Below are 18,335 nucleotides of genomic sequence, written 5' to 3' on the forward strand. Positions count from 1 at the left end.
GGAGGCTCCCGCTTCCCGGTGTCCTCGCCGCCATGTCCGATCCCGTTTTTCCCGATACCGATCCCGAAGTCGCCGCCCGGCGTCGGCTGCATCTGCTGCGCCATCGCCGGCGCCGCCGGCTGCGCGAGTGGCGCCAGCGTATCGCCTTCTGGGTCGGCGCGGTGCTGGTGGGCCTGGCCGGGCTGGCCTTCGCCTGGCTGGCCGATGCCTCCTTCGGTCTCTTCGAGAAGCTGCTGCAGCACAGCGCGATCTGGCCCTGGCTGGTGACACCCCTCGGCTTCGCCGGACTGGTCTGGCTGACCCAGGGCGCGCTGCGCGATGCCCGTGGCAGCGGCATTCCCCAGGTCATCGTCACTCTCGAACGACCCGAGGCGGACCTGCGCGCACGGCTGCTGGCGCCGCCCATCGCCCTGGCCAAGCTGCTGCTCACGGCCGGCGCCCTGCTGGTGGGCGGCTCGGTGGGTCGGGAAGGGCCCACCGTGCATGTCGGCGCCGCCTTGCTCTACGGCTTCGGCAAGCGCCTCGGCCTGCATGGCCGCCGCACCCTGTCCGGGCTCATCCTTGCTGGCGGCGCCGCCGGGATCGCCGCCGCCTTCAACACGCCCCTGGGCGGGGTGGTCTTCGCCATCGAGGAACTCACCCACACCTTCGAGCAGCGCTTCAGCGGCCTGGTGCTGACCGCCGTGCTACTGGGTGGCATCGTCACCCTGGGCATCGTCGGCCCCTACAGCTATCTCGGCGCGCTGGACCTGCACCTGACCTGGGGCCTGGGCTGGATTGGCGTCGCCGTCATCGGCGTCATCGGCGGACTGCTGGGCGGTTGCTACGGCCGCCTGGTGCTACCCACCGACCGGGGCTGGCTGGGGCGCCTGAATGCCCTGCGCGGGCGCCGCCCGGTGGCTTTCGCCGCCGGCTGTGGCCTGGTGCTGGCGGCGTTGGGGCTGTTTTCCGGCCAGCACGTGTTCGGGACCGGCTACGCCGAAACCCATGCCATCCTGGCCGGCGAACCCCTGACGGGGGGCGACTTCCTGCTGTGGAAATTCCTCGCCAATGTCGTCTCCTACCTGGCCGGGGTACCGGGCGGGCTGTTCTCGCCCTCCCTGGCAGTGGGTGCGGCCCTGGGCCCCTGGCTGGTGGACTGGCTGCCAGGCATCAGTCTGTCGCAATGCGCCTTGCTGGGGCTGGCCGCCTACCTGGCCGGGGTCACCCGCACCCCGCTGACCGCTACCGTCATCACCCTGGAGCTGGCCCACAGCCCGGACATGGCGCTGCCGGTGCTGGCCGCCTGCCTACTGGCCGCCGCCGTCTCCGGCTGGCTGATGCCGGTACCGCTCTATCATGCGCTGTCGCAGCAGGTACTCAACGCCCTCACGCCCCGGCGGAACTAGGCCCTAGCGACCGCCACCGATATCCAGCAGGGCGCCGGTGGTATAGGAGGCCTCGTCCGACAGCAGCCAGAGGATGCCGGCGGCGATCTCCTCGGCCTCGCCCGCACGCCCCAGCGGGGTGGTCACGCCCAGGCGCTCGGCGCGCCCCGGCTGGCCGCCACTGGCGTGGATGTCGGTGAGGGTCACGCCCGGTCGCACCGCATTGACCCGCACGCCGTGCGGCCCGAGCTCCTTGGCCAGGCCCAGGGTCAGGGTGTCCAGCGCCGCCTTGCTGGCGGCGTAGTCGACATATTCGTTGGGCGAGCCCAGGCGTGCGGCGATGGACGAGACGTTGACGATGACGCCTCCGCGGCCGCCGCGCTCCCGGGACAGGTGGCGGGCTGCCTCGCGGGCACAGAGAAAGGCGCCATAGACGTTGACCTCGAACATCCGTCGCAACCGCTCGGCGCTCATCTCCACCAGCGGCTGCGACTGATCGACGATGCCGGCATTGTTGACGAAGCCGTCCAGCCCACCGAAGCGTTCTACCGTGCGCTCGAACAGCGCCAGCACCTGAGCTTCGTCCGCCACGTCGCCGCGCAGCGCCAGGCCCTGTGCGCCCAAGGCCTCGATCTCGGCCAGGGTGGCCTGGGCGGCGGCTTCGTCCTGACGATAGTTGAAGGCGACATTCCAGCCGCGGCGGGCGGCGCCGATGGCGGTGGCCCGGCCAATGCCGCGACTCGCGCCGGTGATGAGCAGGGTCTTGCGCATGATAGGAACCTCGGACTAGAGAGTGGTAAAGGGGTAGGGCTAACCGTCTGATGTATCGAAAAAAAGCTTGGACGTCCCCGGCGTTTCGCCTAAAAGTAAGGCGAACGGCACGCGCCGCATTATCCGCGGCCACTTCGCGATCTGATTCCTAAGCGCTTGCAGAGGTCAATCCTGATGACGAGACCCCGCTTCATCTCGCCCAACGAAGTTTCCGCGCTCCGTACCAACATCCTCTCCAAGCTCACCTACGCCGTCGGCAAGGATCCCGACAACGCTCTCGACCATGACTGGTTCCAGGCGACCGCCCTGGCCGCCCGCGACTACATCGTCGACCGCTGGATGAGTCGTACCCGCGACGCCTATCGCACCGGCCAGAAACGGGTCTACTACCTCTCCCTGGAATTCCTTATCGGCCGGCTGCTGATCGACAGCCTGTCCAACCTCGGCATCCTCGAAGAGACCCGCCGCGCCCTGGCCGACCTCGGCGTCGACCTGGAGCGCATCCGCGGGCTGGAGCCGGACGCCGCCCTGGGCAATGGTGGCCTCGGTCGCCTGGCCGCCTGCTTCATGGAAAGCATGGCCACCCTGGGCATCGCCAGCCACGGCTATGGCATCCGCTACGAGCACGGGCTGTTCCGCCAGGTGATCGCCGATGGCTTCCAGCTGGAGCAGCCGGAGAACTGGCTCGATTTCGGCAACCCCTGGGAATTCGAGCGCGCCGAGGTGGTGTACGAGATCGGCTTTGGCGGCCATGTCGCCCCCTATGGCGAAGGCGATCTGCGCCGCCAGGTGTGGACGCCCGGCGAGCGTATCCGTGCGGTGGCCTATGACACCCCGGTGATCGGCTGGGGCGGGGAGGGCGCCAATACCCTGAGACTCTGGCGCGCCCGACCTCTGGAGATCCTCCACCTGGAAACCTTCAACGCCGGCGACCACGTCGGCGCCGTGGCCAACGAGGCCCGCGCCGAGAGCATCTCGCGGGTGCTCTATCCGGCCGACAGCAGCGAGGCCGGCCAGGAATTGCGCCTGCGCCAGGAATACTTCTTCGTCGCCGCCTCCCTGGCCGACCTGACCCGTCGTCATCTCAAGCAGCACAACGATCTGCTCAGCCTGCCCGAGCACGTGTCCATCCAGCTCAACGACACCCACCCGGCCATCGCCGTGGCGGAGTTGATGCGGCTGCTGGTGGACGTCCACGGCATTCCCTGGGACGCCGCCTGGAGCACCACCGTCGGTACCCTCAGCTACACCAACCACACCCTGCTGCCCGAGGCCCTGGAGACCTGGCCGGTACAGCTGATGGAGCGTCTGCTGCCGCGGCACATGCAGATCATCTACCTGATCAACGCCCAGTTCCTCGACTCCCTGCGCGCCCGCGGCGAGACCGATGGCGGCATGATTTCCTACGTTTCCCTGATCGACGAAAGCCAGGGGCGTCGCGTACGCATGGGCAACCTTGCCTTCCTCGGCTCGCACAGCATCAATGGCGTGTCGGGGTTGCACACCGACCTGATGCGCAAGACGGTCTTCCGCTCGCTGCACCGGCTCTATCCGGATCGCATCAACAACAAAACCAATGGCATCACCTTCCGCCGCTGGTTGCACCAGGCCAATCCGGCGCTCACCGACCTGCTGGTGGATACCCTCGGCCAGGGGGTGCTGCACGATCCGGAAAAGACCCTGCCGCAGCTCAAGCCCTATGCCAACGACAGCAACTTCCGCGAGCGCTTCGCCCTGCAGCGCCAGCGCAACAAGGACACCTTCACCAGCCTGGTCAAGCAGCGGATGGAGATCGACCTCGACCCCAATGCGCTGTTCGACGTGCAGATCAAGCGCATCCACGAGTACAAGCGGCAGCTGATGAATCTGCTGCAGACCATCGCCCTCTACCAGGCGATTCGCGACAACCCCAATGGCGACTGGACACCGCGGGTCAAGATCTTCGCCGGCAAGGCCGCCGCCAGCTATCACCAGGCCAAGCTGATCATCAAGCTGGCCAACGACGTGGCCAAGGTGGTCAACAACGACCCCCTGACCCGGGACCTGCTCAAGGTGGTCTTCCTGCCCAACTACAATGTCAGCCTGGCCGAGGTCATCATCCCGGCGGCGGATCTCTCCGAGCAGATCTCCACCGCCGGCATGGAAGCCTCGGGCACCAGCAACATGAAGTTCGGCCTCAACGGCGCCCTCACCATCGGCACCCTGGACGGCGCCAACGTGGAGATGTGCGAACTGATCGGGGAAGAGCACATGTTCATCTTCGGCCTCAGGGCGGCCGAGGTGGAAGAGCGCCAGCGCAGCGGCGGCATCTCCTCGGACATCATCGAGAATTCGCCACGCCTGGCCCAGGTACTGGCGGGCCTGCGCGCCGGTCAGTTCTCGCCGGAGGATCCGGCCCGCTACAACAGCCTGCTGGACGTCCTGACCTGGCACGATCGCTTCCTGGTATGCGCCGACTTCGACGCCTACTGGGACGCCCAGCGCCAGGTCGAGAATCGCTGGCAGCAGCCGGACAAGTGGTGGCAGTCGGCGGTGATCAACACCTCCAGCATGGGCTGGTTCTCCTCCGACCGCACCATCCGCGAATATGCCACGGAGATCTGGAAGGCGCTGTAGTCGAGCATGTGTCGCGGCCATGGCGGTCCGCCGCTGCGGCCGTTCCTACCATCCTGTAGGAGCGGCCCATGGCCGCGATAAAGACCACAACAGAGCAGGTGCCCAGGCAGGATCTGCTGGGCTTCGCTACGCTCAACCCCACCTACGGCGGCCGGCCCTTGCCGCGATCAACTACCCCCCGATTGAGAACCCGCGCCTTCCACGCCGTCTACATCCTTGCAGCATCCGCCCCGCAAGCCTGTCACCGGAGTCCCCATGCCCCGCACCTCCACCCGTCTCGAAGCGGGCAATCCTGCCCATTACGGTGCCACCCTCGTCGATGGCGGCATCAACTTCGCCGTCTGGTCGCCGGCCGCCGAAGCGGTCGAGCTCTGCCTCTATGACGCCAAGGGCGAGACCGAGACCCAGCGTCTGGCCTTTCGCGAACACGAAGGCGGCGTCTGGCATGGTTTCCTGGCCGGTGCCAAGCCGGGGCTGAAATACGGCTTGCGCGCCCAGGGTGCCTACCGTCCCCAGGACGGTCTCAGATTCAATGCGCAAAAACTGTTGGTGGATCCCTGGGCCCTGGCCGTGGACCGGCCCTTCCAGCTGCATCCCAGCACCTATGGCTTCCATCCCGACGATCCCGACCGTCCGGACGCGCGCGACAGCGGTGCCCATGTCCCCAAGGCCATCGTCCTGCCGCCGGTCGACAGCCTGACGCCAGCGCCCAAGCGCCGCGAGGCCGGACTGATCTATGAATTGCACGTGCGCGGCCAGACCCGGCTGCATCCACAGGTGCCGGCCCGCCAGCGCGGCACCCTGGCCGCGCTGCGGCATCCGGCACTGATCGAACACTGGCAGCGCCTCGGCGTCACCACCCTGGAGCTGCTGCCCATCGCCGCCTGGGCCGACGATCGCCATCTGCCCGCCCTGGGCCTGGCCAACTACTGGGGCTATAACCCGGTGGTCATGGCTGCGGTCGATCCGCGTCTGGCGGGGCGCGAGGCCCTGGGCGAATTGCGCGAGACGGTGGCCACCCTGCAGGCGGCCGGCTTCGAGGTGCTGCTCGACGTGGTCTTCAACCACACCGGCGAAGGCGACGAACTCGGGCCAACTTTCAATCTGCGAGGCCTGGACAACGCCGGCTACTACCGTCTGCAGCCGGACGATCCGGCGCGCTATATCAACGACATGGGCTGCGGCAACTGCCTGGCGCTCTATAGCCCGCCGGCACTGCGCCTGACCCTGGACAGCCTGCGCCACTGGGTCGCCGCGGCCGGCGTCGACGGCTTCCGCTTCGATCTGGCGCCCGCGCTGGGTCGCCTGGAAAGTGGCTTCGATCGCGACGCGCCGCTGCTGCAGGCCCTGGCCCAGGATCCGCTGCTGCGTCAGGTGCGGCTGGTGGCCGAACCCTGGGACATCGGCCCCGGTGGTCATCAGGTCGGCGCCTTCCGCGCACCCTGGCAGGAATGGAACGACGCCTTTCGCGACGACGTGCGCCGTTTCTGGCGCGGCGACGAAGGCCTGAGAGGCGCCCTGGCGACCCGTCTGGCCGGCAGCGCCGATCTCTTCGGTGCGGGTGATCGCCCCTTGCGCACCAGCGTCAACTTCGTCACCGCCCATGATGGCTTCACCCTGGCCGACCTGGTCGGCTACGCCGAAAAGCACAACGAGGCCAATGGCGAAGGGAATCGCGACGGCACCACCGACAACAAGAGCTGGAACAATGGCGTGGAAGGGCCGAGCGACGATCCCGCCGTCCAGGAAGCCCGCGCCGCCGATCAGCGCGCCCTGCTGGCGACCCTGATCCTGGCCGGGGGCGAACCCATGCTCACCGCCGGCGACGAATTCGGCCGTACCCAGCAGGGCAACAACAATGCCTATGTGCAGGACAACGAACTGTCCTGGCTGGACTGGCAGCAGGCCGCCAGCCCGGCCGGGCAACGGCAGAGCGCCTTCGTCGGCCGGCTCATGGCGCTGCGCCAGGAACTACCGGCCCTGCAGGCGCAGCGGCTGCTCGGGCGCCCCGATCCCCGTGGCTGGGTCAGGATCGAATGGCTCGATGCCGATGGTGCGCCGATGGACGACGGCCGCTGGCAGGCCGGCGGCAGCCTGCCGCTCGCCCTCACCCTGGAGCCCCTCGACGGCGAGGACCAGCCCCAGGCCGCACGGATCTGGCTGGCCTTCCAGCCACGCCAGGAGGAAATCGACCTGCGCCTGCCGCCGTCACGTGACGGACATCACTGGGTGATACAGCTCGACAGCCGTCAGCCTGAACTGGAACCCGACTCGGCAGTCTACCCCAGCGCCGAAAATCTCCGTGCTGGCCGAGGCGTACTGCTGGCCGTGGAGACCCCGGACGCGCCCTAGACGCGCGTTCCCTGTCGGTCACCGGTGTCCAGTGAGCTGTCGCTTCCGCGAGGAAACCTGGAATCGGCACTGGCTGGCAGACCTGGCCTGACTGTCCGCTCTGCTTGAGACGGAGCTTGAGCTTTGGCGCTACACTCGCGCCCATCATTACAAGGAGCACCGCGATGTCCCGGATATCCCTCAGTCGTTACCTCATCGAGCAGACCCGCAGCCACAAGACCCCGGCCGACCTGCGCTTCCTCATCGAAGTCGTGGCACGGGCGTGCAAGCGCATCAGCTACGAGGTGTCCAAGGGGGCGCTGGGTGGCGTGCTCGGCAGCATGGGCACCGAGAACGTCCAGGGCGAGGTGCAGAAGAAGCTGGACGTCCTGTCCAACGAGATCCTGCTGGAAGCCAACGAATGGGGCGGCACCCTGGCCGGCATGGCCTCCGAGGAAATGGACCAGGTGCACCAGATCCCCGGTCACTATCCCAAGGGCGCCTACCTGCTGATGTTCGATCCCCTGGACGGCTCGTCCAACATCGACGTCAACGTTTCCGTCGGCACCATCTTCTCCATCCTGCGCAAGGACTTCGTCAGCAGCACCACCGGTGACGTGACCGAAGAAGCCTTCATGCAGAAGGGTACCGAGCAGGTGGCCGCCGGCTACGCCATCTACGGTCCCCAGACCATGCTGGTGCTGACCCTGGGCGACGGCGTCAAGGGCTTTACCCTGGATCGCGAGCTGGGCAGCTTCGTCCTGACCCACGAAGACATCACCATCCCCGAGTCCACCGCCGAATTCGCCATCAACATGTCCAACCAGCGCCACTGGGAAGCCCCGGTCAAGCGTTACGTGGACGAGCTGCTGGCTGGCAAGGAAGGTCCTCTGGGCAAGAACTACAACATGCGCTGGATCGCCTCCATGGTGGCCGACGTCCACCGCATCCTCACCCGCGGCGGCATCTTCATGTATCCCCGTGATGCCCGCGAGCCGGAAAAGCCCGGCAAGCTGCGCCTGATGTACGAGGCCAACCCCATGTCCATGCTGGTCGAGCAGGCCGGTGGCGCCGCCACCAACGGTCACCAGCGCATCCTCGACGTCCAGCCCGATGGCCTGCACCAGCGGGTAGCGGTGTTCCTGGGTTCCAAGGAAGAAGTCCAGCGCGTGACCGAGTACCACCGTCAGCGTTGATCCCTCCTGCCGGGCCGCCTGCAACGGGCGGTCCGGTTCACGCTTGCGTCTTGCCTCCAGCGTTCAGCTCCGATTCAGTCCCCTTAATCCCGCGCTAATCCGCCGCAGCCGAAGATGGCCGCGCAGCCGGTCGGGCTGTATTCGAATCGCGTGAGGAGCTTTTCACCATGACCGCCTTGAAATCCCGTGTCGTCCTCTTCGGCCTGCTGGCCCTGGCCAGTCATCAGGTCTTTGCCGCCGATCCCCAGAACTTCGCCGGCCTCACCTATGGCAAGAGCTACGACAACTTCAGCAACAGCCACGCCCTCGACCGCAACCTGAACAGCCCCGATACCGACGGCGCCATCGATGGCAGCAACACCTGGGGGCTGCGCCTCGGTCAGCAGAACGCCGCTGGTCGCTACTACGCCACCCTCGACCAGGCCAGCGGCAGCAGCGCTGGCCTGAGACTCAAGCAGCAGGACCTGACCGGCAGCTACGACGCCTTCTATCCCCTGAGCAACAGCACCAAGCTGTTCGGCGGCGGCACCCTGGGCGTCGCCCGGGTCACCCAGGACGGTTCCAGCTTCGGCCATGACAGTGACCTCGGTTATGTGGCCGGGGTCCAGGCCGGCATCCTGCAGCAGGTCAACGACCGCACCTCCCTGGAAGCCGGCTATCGCTACCTGCGCAGCAACGCCAAGCCGGACATCGACCAGGACGGCAGCAAGCTGGGTTCGAGCCAGCTCGACAGCAGCAAGGAAATCTACCTGGGCATGAACGTCTATTTCTGAGGCTTGGCCGGGGCGACGCCGGTCGCCCCGGTTGTCAGGCGAAGGGATCCAGACCCGAGAAGACCGCCACCAGCGCGACGGCGACCACCCCGAGGGCGATCTCCACAGCCGTGGCCTGGCGCAGCAGCTGCCATGCCTGGGGTCCCCGTCCCAATCGCGGCACCAGCAGATAACGATTGGCCAGCGCCAGGACGACCATGGTCGCCACCACCAGCACCTTGGCCAGCAGCAGGCCGGAGTAGGGCGTCAACCGCAGCAGGCCGTCCGGTCCTAGGATCAGCAGACTGTTGAGCGCGCCGCTGAGCAAAGCCAGCGCCACGCTGATCTGGCCGGGTAGCGAGTAACCCCGCAACAGTTGCTGGACATCCCTCCTGAGGTTGACCGGTGGCCGCCCCAGGCACAGCAACACGCCGGGCAGACTGCCCAGCCAGAGTCCCGTCGTGAGCAGATGCAGGGCCTGGTTCAGCTGGTGCACCACGCCAAGCCCGCCCGCTGTCGCGGCGGCGTGGCCACCCAGGGCCAGACTGGCCAGCAGCAGACCACTGAGTCCCCACAGCCACCGGTTGCCGCGGGTCCCGGGTCCCGCCAGCAGCCACAGGGCGAGCAGCAGGCCCAGTGGCAATTGCCAGCGCCAGCCGTGGCCGGCGTCGGTGGTCAGATAGAGCTGCCACAGCGGCAGATTGAAGGCATCCGTCCAGCCATCGCCTACCAGCGCGGCCTGCAGCGGCAACAGGCTCAGCACGCCGAACAGCAGCAGGGCCCCCAGCAGGCGGGCCGTAGGGCGCGCCCGTTCCAGCAGCCAGTCACGCAAGGCAGGGCGACCCAGCCAGAGCGCCAGGGCCAGATAGCCCCAGGTCAACAGCAGCGGCAGCAGGAAGAGGGCGCGGGCGAGAGGGCGCCAGGCGTCGGGCGTCGCCAGTCCGCCGTCCATTCTTACTGGACGGTGAAGCGGTAATCGCCCTGGGTCTTGTGTCCGTCCTTGGCCAGCACCCGCCATTTGACCTGATAGCGACCCGCTTCCAGCGGCGCCTCCAGCGGAACCTCCAGGGTGCGTTCGTCACGACCGGAAATCACCTTGCCGGTGGTGATCGCCGTGCTGGCCTGACCCTCCAGCCGCTGCAGCTGCACCTGACTCAGAGACGCCTCGACCCCTTCGGAAAAGCTCAGACTCAGCTGCTTCGGTGTCGGGCTGGTGCTGTCGGGGGCGGGTTCGGCGCTCTTGAGGTGACCATGGGCCAGGGCCAGCCCCGGCAACAGCAGACAGGTCAGGGCGAGACGGCGAGCGAGACGCAGGGCAGCGGTCATGGAGAACTCCAGCGGCAGAAGGAAACCGCCAGCTTAGCAGTCCGCCCGAGTGGCGTCCGCGCCCGGCGCCTGTTCCGCCGCGCGCGCCGCGCACTCGACGAAGGTCCGGGCGGTGCAGCTGCGGCACACTTCCGGATCCAGGCGCGGATAGATGCTGCGCAGCGCCTGATCCTTGGACGAAAAGATATGCCCTTCGCCCAGCTCCTTGAGAAAGCCGGTCTTGGCGAACAACTGCAGCACCGGCGTGCGCGGGCGATGGAAATAGAGATCTCCACCCAGCGCCCGTCGCTCGCGCCACTCGCGTCGCCAGAGGTCGTTACCCGCCAGGTCGATGAAGTTCATGCTCTTGGTCATGAACAGGGCGTGCTTCTGACCAGGCTGGGCGCTGCGAAAGCCGTCCAGCTGATCGCCGACATGGGGCACGGCGCCAAAGAATACCGAGCCTTCTACCCGCACCAGCTTGAGTTGCGGACACTCCTGCGCCGGCTGGCCCAGCTCGTCCAGCGGGGTGAAGCGACGCTCGGGGGTACGGGGATCCGGCACCAGCGGGCGGATGGCCGGGTGCGAGGTGCGATACAGATAGGCCACCAGGGACACCAGGGTGCCCAACAGCACGGCGCGGTCCAGCGGAATGGTCAGGGTCGCCAGCAAGGTCACCCCGGCGACCAGGGCTTCGGTGCGGCTGACCCTCAGCACCTCGCGCCAGCGGCTCAGGTCCAGCAGTCCACGCGCTACCAGCAGCAGGGTGGCGGCGATGGCTGCCAGCGGAATGGCCGCGATCAGGGCGCCGCCAAAGGCCACCAGCGCCACCACCAGCAGGGCGGCGAACACCGCCGCAAGCGGGGTACGGGCCCCGGCTTCGAAATTGGGCATGGAGCGATTCAGCGAGCCGCAGGAGACATAGGCCGAAAAGCACCCGCCGACCAGATTGGCCAGGCCCTGGCCACGGAATTCGCGATTGACGTCCAGCCGCTGCCCGGAGCGCTGGGCCACCGCCTTGGCGATCGACAGCGACTGTCCCAGGGCCACCAGGGTCAGGGCCACGGCGATGCCGGAGAGATTGCCCAGATCCTGCAGGGTGACATCCGGCAGATGGAAGGGCGGCAGGGCCGAGGGGATCCGTCCGACCGTGGCGATTCCCTGGGCCGCGCCCGCCACGCTGCGCTCCAGGATCCAGGCGCTCAGGCAACCGGCCAGCAGACCCAGCAGCATGGTTGGCCAGCGCGGGCGCAGCCGCCGCAGCAGCAGGGTGGCGACCAGGGTCACCACACCGATCACCAGCGAGGGCCAGTGGATCGCCAGGGGATGGGCGCCGACATAGCCGAGTACGCCAAAGGCCGAGGTGCCCAGTGGCGGCGACAATCCGAGCAGGTCTTTGAGCGAATAGAGTCCGATGAGCACGGCGGCGCCACTCATGAAGCCGAGCAGCACCGAAGGCGAGATGAAGTTGGCCACCGCGCCCAGGCGCAGGGCGCCCACCGTCAGTTGCAGCAGCCCGACCAGCAGGGTCACCGCCAGGGCCAGATCGATATAGGGACCGGAGCCCGCCAGCGCCAGCGGCGACAGCGCCGCCAGCAGGGCCAGAGAGTTGGCGTTGGTCGGCCCGGTCACCACATGGCGACTGGAACCCGCCAGGGCGGCGACGATGCAGGGCACCACGGCGCCATAGACGCCGTATTGCGGAGGCAGTCCGGCCAGGGTGGCGAAGGCCACGCCCTGGGGCAGCGCCAGGACCGCGCCCAGCAGGCCTGCGCCCAGATCCGCCTTCAGGGTGGTGCGGTCCACCTCGCGGAGCCAGGGCAGCAGGGTGGAAAGGGCGGGCATGGGGCGCTCCTGGAAGAAGGGTCGCCCACTCTACCGATTCCGGTCGCCGGTGGGCTACCTGAGTCCCGCCGTCTCCGTTCGCCCCCACGACATCAGGGGCGTGTTCATTTCTTCACCAGTCGCCGCCAGGCCGGTCTCTATGGCGTTCTCGTGACTTCATGCACGGGTTATCCACATCACTGTACACGGTCCCTGTGGGTAACCTCGGCAGCTAGCCGTCGTGGCTGTTGGCGGCGATGCGATGGATCGACAGGTCGGCGCCCTGGTATTCCTCTTCCTGACTCAGGCGCAGCCCCAGCACGGCCTTGAGCAGCCCGTACACCGCCAGGCCACCGAGCAGGGCGACGGCGATACCCAGCCCCGTGCCGGCCAGTTGCGCCAGCAGACTCACCCCGCCGAGGCCGCCGAGTACGGTCTGGCCGAACAGGCCACAGGCGATGCCGCCCCAGGCGCCGCAGAGGCCGTGCAGCGGCCATACCCCCAGGACATCGTCCAGCTTCCAGCGCGTCTGCACTGCGGTAAAGGCCCAGACGAACAGGGCGCCCGCCACCAGCCCGGTGGCCAGGGCGGCGATGGGATGCATCAGATCGGAGCCGGCGCAGACGGCGACCAGACCGGCCAGCGGGCCGTTGTGCAGGAAGCCGGGGTCATTGCGCCCGAGCAGCAGGGCAGCCGCCGTCCCGCCGACCATGGCCATCAGCGAATTCAGCGCGACCAGTCCACTGACGCCCGCCAGGCTCTGGGCGCTCATCACGTTGAAACCGAACCAGCCGACGATCAGGATCCAGGAGCCCAGCGCCAGGAAGGGGATGTTCGACGGCGGAAAGGCCACCAGCCGGCCTTCGCGATAGCGACCCTGACGCGGCCCCAGCAGCAGCACCGCCGCCAGCGCCAGCCAGCCACCCACCGCGTGCACCACCACGGAGCCGGCGAAATCATGGAAGCGCGCACCGAACAGCGCTTCGAACCTGTCCTGCAGCCCCAGGTTGTTGTTCCACATCAGGCCTTCGAAGAATGGATAGACGAAGGCCACGATCAGCGCGGTAGCGCACAGCTGCGGGACGAAACGCGCCCGCTCGGCGATGCCGCCGGAGATGATCGCCGGGATGGCCGCGGCGAAGGTGGCCAGAAAAAAGAATTTCACCAGCCCATAGCCGCTGTCGGCGGTCAGCACCTGGGCCGGTGCGAAGAAGGTCACGCCATAGGCGATCCAGTAACCGACGAAGAAATACACCAGGGTGGAAATGGCGAAGTCGGCAAGGATCTTCGACAGGGCGTTCACCTGATTCTTGTGCCGCACGGTGCCGGCCTCGAGAAAGGCGAAACCGGCGTGCATGGCCAGCACCATCACGGCACCCAGCAGCAGGAACAGGGTATTGGCACTGTGGACCAGGGTCGCCACAGCAGAAGGCAATTCGTTCATCAAGGCAGTCGTCGCTAAGGGTTGCACCAAAAACATGCCTGGCGGCTGCTTTATGCGCGCTTTTAGGGCGTTCTGCAGCTCTCGGCAGGTTCAATCTTGCCGCCAAGCAGAGCGCAACGAGGAACTAGCGCGGGGATGCGCCAGAGCGGTGCGAATCGGAAAGGCGTGCACCAGGAGACAGCAAAGGTCGTGCCGCTAGAGCGCGCGCAGGACGATACGACCACTGCTCAGGTTGCTCAGCAGTGTCGCCACCTCGTCGCGTCGCTGGGGCTCGACCGCAATCCGCAAGGCGATCTCCAGCGCCTGATAGTCCTCGGCCAGCACCAGCACCGCCAGGGCTGCCAGGCGCGCCTTGATCAGCGGCCACTCCGCATAGGTGCAGGCAAAGCCAAGCTCCTGCCGCAGCACCAGCGGCTGCTTGTCCGCCTGCTGCAGACAACGGGCGGCGCAACCGCCATAGGCGCGCACCAGGCCGCCGGTACCCAGCTTGATGCCGCCGTACCAGCGGATGACCACCACCACCACCTGATCGCAATCCTGCCCCTCGATGGCGGCCAGAATGGGCCGGCCCGCCGTCCCACCGGGCTCGCCGTCGTCATTGAAGCGGTATTGATTGCCCAGCTTCCAGGCCCAGCAGTTGTGGGTCGCGGTCGGCACGCTCACGCGCTCGATGAAGGCCAGGGCCGCTTCCACCGTGGTGACGGGCGCAGCGAGGGCGAGGAAACGACTCTTGCGCACCTCTTCTTCCCAGGCGGCATCCTGGATCAGGGTAAAGGTCATGGCGCCTGGAGACCCAGTCCCTTGAGGATGACATGGGTAAGGGTCCGCGCCGCCTCGTCGAAATCCTGCCGGGTCAGGCGGGTGCGCCCGGTCACCTGGCAGATCTGGCTGGCGAAGTCGGCGTAGTGCTGGGTACTGCTCCACAACAGGAAGATCAGGTGGACCGGATCCACCGGGTCCATCTTGCCGGCCGCGATCCAGGCGTCGAACACGGCCGCCCGGCTGCGAAACCAGGTCTGGTAGTCCTGATCGAAATACTCGTACAGGCAATGACCGCCGCCGATGATCTCCATGGCGAAGATCCGGGAAGCCAGCGGTTGCCGACGCGAGAATTCCAGCTTGGCGCGGATGTAGCGACTCAAGGCTGCCGCCGGATCGTCTTCCACGGTCAGGTGATTGAAGGTGCTGTCCCAGAGTTCGAGGATGTTGCCCAGCACGGCCATATAGAGGCCGAGCTTGTTGTTGAAGTAGTAGTGGAGATTGGCCTTGGGCAAGCCAACGCGTTGCGCGATGGTGTTCATGCTGGTGCCCTTGAAGCCATGGCGCGCGAATTCTTCCTCCGCCGCGCTCAGGATCAATTCCTCATTCTTCTGCCGGATGCGTCCGGCCGGCTTGTCCTGGCCGGCGTGATGGGCGGGTACGAGAAGGGTCATGACAACGGGAGGATCCTGAGGCGCGGCAGGCATCAATAGCGTACCCCCGGCCCTGGACACAAGGGCTGTTTTACCGGTGTGGCGCCGGCGAGCTGCATTCCGTTACCGCTGCGCGGCGCTCCTCGGGCAGCAACAGGTTGAGCAGGATGGCGGTGATGCCGCCGCTGGTGATCGCGGTGTCGAAGAGATTCTTTACCAGTGGCGGCAACTGATCCAGCAGCGTCGGCTGGCTGGCGATACCGAGACCTACGCCAAGGGAGGTGGCGATGATCAGCAGGCTGCGGCGATCCAGGGTGCAGTGCGCCAGCAGCCGTATCCCGGCCGCGGCGACACTGCCGAACAGCACCAGGGTCGCACCGCCCAGCACCGGCTTGGGGATCTGCTGCAGGACGGCGCCCAGCATGGGGAACAGGCCCAGCACCAGGAGGATGGCGCCTATCCAGTAGCCGACATGGCGGCTGGCCACGCCGGTCAGCTGGATCACCCCGTTGTTCTGCGCGAAGGTGGTGCTGGGAAAGGTATTGAAGGTGGCGGCGAGCAGGCAGGCGATCCCATCACCCAGGACCCCGCCCCGCAACCGCCGCAGATAGCCGGGTCCTTCGACGGGTTGTCGCGAGATCAGGCAGTTGGCGGTCAGGTCGCCAGTGGTTTCCAGGGTGCTGATCAGATAGATGAGCGCGACCGGGAGGAAGGCCGACCAGTCGAAGGCGAAGCCGAAATGGAAGGGGAGGGGGACGCTGACCAGGGGCAGGTCCGGCAACGGCTGAGGTTTCAACAGGCCGCAGGTCCAGGCGGTGAGGGAGCCCACCAGCAGGCCGATCATCACCGCCGAGAGCCGTAACCAGGGACGCCGCGACAGATTCAGGCCGATGATGACCACCAGCACCAGACCACCGAGGGCCAGGTTGATCGGTGCGCCGAAGTCGGTCGCCTTGGCGCCCCCGCCGAGATCGGTGACACCCACCCTGATCAGGCTGATGCCGATCAGGGTGATGACGATGCCGGTCACCAGTGGCGTGATCACTCGGCGCAACAGGCCCAGGCAGCGACTCAGGCCGATCTGGACGAAGGCGCCAAAGAAGCAGACGCCAAAGATCATTGCCAGGATGTCCTCCGGCGTCCCGCCGCGCTGCTTGACCAGCATCCCGGCTGCCAGCACCGCGGATAGAAAGGAGAAGCTGGTGCCCTGCAGGCAGATCATGCCCGCGCCCAGTCCACCGGCACCCCGCGCCTGCAGAAAGGTACCGACGCCCGACACCATCAGCCCCATGCTGATCAGATAGGGCAGGTGCTCGTGCAGCCCCAGGGCGCCGGCAATGATCAGCGGTGGCGTGACGATCCCCACGAAGCTCGCCAGGACGTGCTGCAAGGCGGCGCAAAAGGCCGCGAGTGGGGCCGGGCGATCGTCCAGGCCATAGAGCAGATCATCGCGGACGGGAGTGGGCATGGTGATTACCTCGCAGTGGCGCTGCCCGCCGGTAAGGCGGCTGCAGCGCCAGAAGTGGGCCTGGCCAGGCTAGAACTGATACTTCACCAGGAAGCTGAAAACGCTCTGGTCGGTACGGAAGCCCTCGCTGTCCTTGATGCCGTACTTGTCCGACCAGTAGTCGTACTCGGTCCCTACATAGAGGTGCTTGGCCTCGTAGCCCATGGCCTTGCCCAGGTCGTACTTGACCTGGGGATTGAAGTGCAGATTGGCGTGATAGCTGCCCTTGTTGTTCACCACCCAGTCCATGTAGCCATCGATGAGCAGATCCGAATTGCCCAGGGGCAGGGTGTAGGCCCATACCGGCGTGAGCTGCCAGGCGCCCGAGGGCGCACTGCCGCCGTCCGGCTTGCGGTAATAGAGATTTAGCTGGAAGTAGTCGAAGCCCGGCACCTTGAGGTCGAAACCCGGACCGACCAGATAGTTGCGCTGGTCACGGCCGGCGCCCTCGCCATCGTTCTGGTCGTATTCCAGGGTGGTGGCGAGCAGGACATCGGTGACCGGGCCAAAGGAGAGATCCCGGCCGGACAGCTTGCCAAAGGACAGTCGCGGACTGATCTCGCCATAGAAGCCCTGATGACCGTCGCTGGCGTTGGTCGCACCGTTGAACCAGATGCTGTCGACGAAGAGAAAGAGATCGCCCCAGGTCCAGCTGCTGGCATGCTCGAAGGTAACGGTCTGCTGGATGCGGGGATCGACCCGGAAATCCTTGCCATATAGATAGGTGAGGCTTTCACCGTGCCACAGCAGTGGGCTGTCAGCGGCGTGGGCGGCACCGGCTGTGAACAGGCTGGCGGTCAGCAGCGCGGTGGTTAGGGTCTTGCGCATGTAGGCTCCTGGAAGTGCTTTCTCGTTATGTGCAGCGTCCGCCGTGCTCAGCAAGATCGACGCCAAGCTCCGGCGGGCGGGAGAAAATAGTTATTTTTCAACGCCTTGTATAAGGATTCCGGGAAATTTCAGCTGTTTGGCATGGCACCAAACCTGACCACTTGCTCAGTTTTCGTGCCCTGAAGGGGCGCCCGCAGCGGCGCTGCTGCGAAACAGCGCACAGGGGGCCGCGCAGTGCTAAGGTGCTGGGCGACCCCGCAGGAGATAGTCATGAAGTTGCTTATCGGTATGCTGACGGCCTTGCTCTGCTGCTCTTTCGCCTCGGCTCAGGTCCCCCAGGGCGGGACGGGGCAGCCAGGCATCCTCATGATCACCCGGGGCGATGCCTACTCAGGTTCGGGATGCGACATAGGTCTGGTGATTCAGGGGCGCCTCGCCGGCACCCTCATGGCCGGTCAGAGTGCTTCCTTCAATCTGCCGCCCGGCGAGATCGCCGTCAGCCTTACCTCTTCCGGCCCGGGTGGTTGCGCGGCGCCCATGGCCAGCAGCGTCGCCCAATCCATCCTGCTGACCCCTGGCCAGATCACGCAGTACCGGATCATCGCGACCGAGGCGGGGTATCGCCTGGCACCCATCCCCCTTTATTGAAGTTTTTTGAAATAACCTGTTGACCTGCTCTGAAACTCCCCTATAATGCGCCCCACTTCCGGCGCAGACGCTGAAGTGGCTTGAAAATCAAGCACTTAGGTCTGGGCCGGGCGAGGGGTCCACGGATTCTTCGCCATTTGGCTCTCACCTCAGGGTGGCAGCGAAATGAAGCGGAGGGGTTGACAGCGTCTCAGGATGCTGTAGGATTCGCCTCCCGCTGCCGAGATTGGCTAGACCGGTCAGGCAAGCGCAAGTGGTTGAGTTGAAACGAAAAAGTTCAAATCAACGCTTGACAGGATGTGAGGACAGCGTAGAATGCGCGCCTCGGTTAGCG

At 66.4% G+C, this 18,335-nt stretch carries 15 protein-coding genes; 6 read left to right on the top strand and 9 right to left on the bottom strand.

Annotated elements, in window-relative coordinates:
* The first annotated feature begins 32 nt into the window (after positions 1 to 32).
* Positions 33 to 1,388 carry a chloride channel protein gene (locus EC839_RS16615; RefSeq protein WP_132832892.1) on the top strand — a complete coding sequence of 452 codons (1,356 nt, stop codon included), beginning with the start codon at positions 33 to 35 and terminating at the stop codon, positions 1,386 to 1,388.
* Positions 1,389 to 1,391: 3 nt separating this feature from the next.
* On the opposite strand, the gene EC839_RS16620 is transcribed toward EC839_RS16615, so the two are convergent.
* On the bottom strand, positions 1,392 to 2,138 hold the full coding sequence (locus EC839_RS16620; RefSeq protein ID WP_132832893.1) for an SDR family oxidoreductase: 747 nt from the start codon (positions 2,136 to 2,138) through the stop codon (positions 1,392 to 1,394).
* 174 nt (positions 2,139 to 2,312) lie between these two features.
* On the opposite strand from EC839_RS16620, the gene EC839_RS16625 reads away from it, so the two are divergent.
* The 4 genes from EC839_RS16625 (at position 2,313) to EC839_RS16640 (ending at position 9,054) form a co-directional block, all read left to right on the top strand.
* Complete coding sequence (locus tag EC839_RS16625; protein ID WP_132832894.1) at positions 2,313 to 4,754, top strand: glycogen/starch/alpha-glucan phosphorylase; 2,442 nt, start codon at positions 2,313 to 2,315, stop codon at positions 4,752 to 4,754.
* A gap of 255 nt (positions 4,755 to 5,009) precedes the next feature.
* The gene (gene glgX, locus EC839_RS16630) at positions 5,010 to 7,106 is read left to right on the top strand and encodes a glycogen debranching protein GlgX (protein ID WP_132832895.1); all 2,097 of its coding nucleotides are present in this window, start codon (positions 5,010 to 5,012) and stop codon (positions 7,104 to 7,106) included.
* A 164-nt stretch (positions 7,107 to 7,270) separates the two neighbouring features.
* Positions 7,271 to 8,281, top strand: coding sequence for a class 1 fructose-bisphosphatase (locus EC839_RS16635; RefSeq protein ID WP_058792208.1), 1,011 nt, complete (start codon positions 7,271 to 7,273; stop codon positions 8,279 to 8,281).
* 167 nt (positions 8,282 to 8,448) lie between these two features.
* A complete protein-coding gene (locus EC839_RS16640; RefSeq protein ID WP_132832896.1) occupies positions 8,449 to 9,054 on the top strand; it encodes an outer membrane protein in 606 nt (201 codons plus the stop codon).
* 34 nt (positions 9,055 to 9,088) lie between these two features.
* Here EC839_RS16640 and copD read toward each other — a convergent pair whose 3' ends face one another.
* The 8 genes from copD to EC839_RS16680 form a co-directional block, all read right to left on the bottom strand.
* On the bottom strand, positions 9,089 to 9,985 hold the full coding sequence (gene copD / locus EC839_RS16645; RefSeq protein ID WP_132832897.1) for a copper homeostasis membrane protein CopD: 897 nt from the start codon (positions 9,983 to 9,985) through the stop codon (positions 9,089 to 9,091).
* Between the two features lie 2 nt (positions 9,986 to 9,987).
* On the bottom strand, positions 9,988 to 10,359 hold the full coding sequence (gene copC / locus EC839_RS16650; protein WP_132832898.1) for a copper homeostasis periplasmic binding protein CopC: 372 nt from the start codon (positions 10,357 to 10,359) through the stop codon (positions 9,988 to 9,990).
* Between the two features lie 33 nt (positions 10,360 to 10,392).
* Positions 10,393 to 12,183 (bottom strand): SulP family inorganic anion transporter, encoded by a 1,791-nt coding sequence (locus EC839_RS16655; protein WP_132832899.1) that lies wholly within the window; start codon positions 12,181 to 12,183, stop codon positions 10,393 to 10,395.
* A 211-nt stretch (positions 12,184 to 12,394) separates the two neighbouring features.
* Positions 12,395 to 13,606 carry an ammonium transporter gene (locus tag EC839_RS16660; RefSeq protein WP_132832900.1) on the bottom strand — a complete coding sequence of 404 codons (1,212 nt, stop codon included), beginning with the start codon at positions 13,604 to 13,606 and terminating at the stop codon, positions 12,395 to 12,397.
* 195 nt (positions 13,607 to 13,801) lie between these two features.
* Positions 13,802 to 14,386 carry a YigZ family protein gene (locus EC839_RS16665; RefSeq protein WP_132832901.1) on the bottom strand — a complete coding sequence of 195 codons (585 nt, stop codon included), beginning with the start codon at positions 14,384 to 14,386 and terminating at the stop codon, positions 13,802 to 13,804.
* Positions 14,383 to 15,039, bottom strand: coding sequence for a TetR/AcrR family transcriptional regulator (locus EC839_RS16670; protein ID WP_027600306.1), 657 nt, complete (start codon positions 15,037 to 15,039; stop codon positions 14,383 to 14,385). Before EC839_RS16670 ends, EC839_RS16665 begins: the two co-directional genes overlap by 4 nt.
* A gap of 70 nt (positions 15,040 to 15,109) precedes the next feature.
* Positions 15,110 to 16,486, bottom strand: a complete 1,377-nt coding sequence (locus EC839_RS16675) for a uracil-xanthine permease family protein (protein WP_132832902.1) — start codon at positions 16,484 to 16,486, stop codon at positions 15,110 to 15,112.
* Between the two features lie 69 nt (positions 16,487 to 16,555).
* On the bottom strand, positions 16,556 to 17,353 hold the full coding sequence (locus tag EC839_RS16680; protein ID WP_132832903.1) for a DUF5020 family protein: 798 nt from the start codon (positions 17,351 to 17,353) through the stop codon (positions 16,556 to 16,558).
* A gap of 270 nt (positions 17,354 to 17,623) precedes the next feature.
* On the opposite strand from EC839_RS16680, the gene EC839_RS16685 reads away from it, so the two are divergent.
* The gene (locus EC839_RS16685) at positions 17,624 to 18,001 is read left to right on the top strand and encodes a hypothetical protein (RefSeq protein WP_132832904.1); all 378 of its coding nucleotides are present in this window, start codon (positions 17,624 to 17,626) and stop codon (positions 17,999 to 18,001) included.
* The last annotated feature ends 334 nt before the right edge of the window (positions 18,002 to 18,335 follow it).

It is taken from the genome of Pseudomonas sp. JUb52 (genome assembly GCF_004341115.1).
Taxonomy (GTDB): Bacteria; Pseudomonadota; Gammaproteobacteria; order Pseudomonadales; family Pseudomonadaceae; genus Chryseomonas; species Chryseomonas oryzihabitans.

What these genes read in the sequence shown, in the direction of transcription:
- EC839_RS16620 (WP_132832893.1), bottom strand. Translation starts at nt 2,138, where the DNA reads ATGCGCAAGACCCTGCTCATCACCGGCGCGAGTCGCGGCATTGGCCGG.
- glgX (WP_132832895.1), top strand. Translation starts at nt 5,010, where the DNA reads ATGCCCCGCACCTCCACCCGTCTCGAAGCGGGCAATCCTGCCCATTAC.
- EC839_RS16660 (WP_132832900.1), bottom strand. Translation starts at nt 13,606, where the DNA reads ATGAACGAATTGCCTTCTGCTGTGGCGACCCTGGTCCACAGTGCCAAT.
- EC839_RS16635 (WP_058792208.1), top strand. Translation starts at nt 7,271, where the DNA reads ATGTCCCGGATATCCCTCAGTCGTTACCTCATCGAGCAGACCCGCAGC.
- copC (WP_132832898.1), bottom strand. Translation starts at nt 10,359, where the DNA reads ATGACCGCTGCCCTGCGTCTCGCTCGCCGTCTCGCCCTGACCTGTCTG.
- EC839_RS16655 (WP_132832899.1), bottom strand. Translation starts at nt 12,183, where the DNA reads ATGCCCGCCCTTTCCACCCTGCTGCCCTGGCTCCGCGAGGTGGACCGC.
- EC839_RS16625 (WP_132832894.1), top strand. Translation starts at nt 2,313, where the DNA reads ATGACGAGACCCCGCTTCATCTCGCCCAACGAAGTTTCCGCGCTCCGT.
- EC839_RS16675 (WP_132832902.1), bottom strand. Translation starts at nt 16,486, where the DNA reads ATGCCCACTCCCGTCCGCGATGATCTGCTCTATGGCCTGGACGATCGC.
- EC839_RS16665 (WP_132832901.1), bottom strand. Translation starts at nt 14,386, where the DNA reads ATGACCTTTACCCTGATCCAGGATGCCGCCTGGGAAGAAGAGGTGCGC.
- EC839_RS16680 (WP_132832903.1), bottom strand. Translation starts at nt 17,353, where the DNA reads ATGCGCAAGACCCTAACCACCGCGCTGCTGACCGCCAGCCTGTTCACA.
- copD (WP_132832897.1), bottom strand. Translation starts at nt 9,985, where the DNA reads ATGGACGGCGGACTGGCGACGCCCGACGCCTGGCGCCCTCTCGCCCGC.
- EC839_RS16615 (WP_132832892.1), top strand. Translation starts at nt 33, where the DNA reads ATGTCCGATCCCGTTTTTCCCGATACCGATCCCGAAGTCGCCGCCCGG.
- EC839_RS16685 (WP_132832904.1), top strand. Translation starts at nt 17,624, where the DNA reads ATGAAGTTGCTTATCGGTATGCTGACGGCCTTGCTCTGCTGCTCTTTC.
- EC839_RS16670 (WP_027600306.1), bottom strand. Translation starts at nt 15,039, where the DNA reads ATGACCCTTCTCGTACCCGCCCATCACGCCGGCCAGGACAAGCCGGCC.
- EC839_RS16640 (WP_132832896.1), top strand. Translation starts at nt 8,449, where the DNA reads ATGACCGCCTTGAAATCCCGTGTCGTCCTCTTCGGCCTGCTGGCCCTG.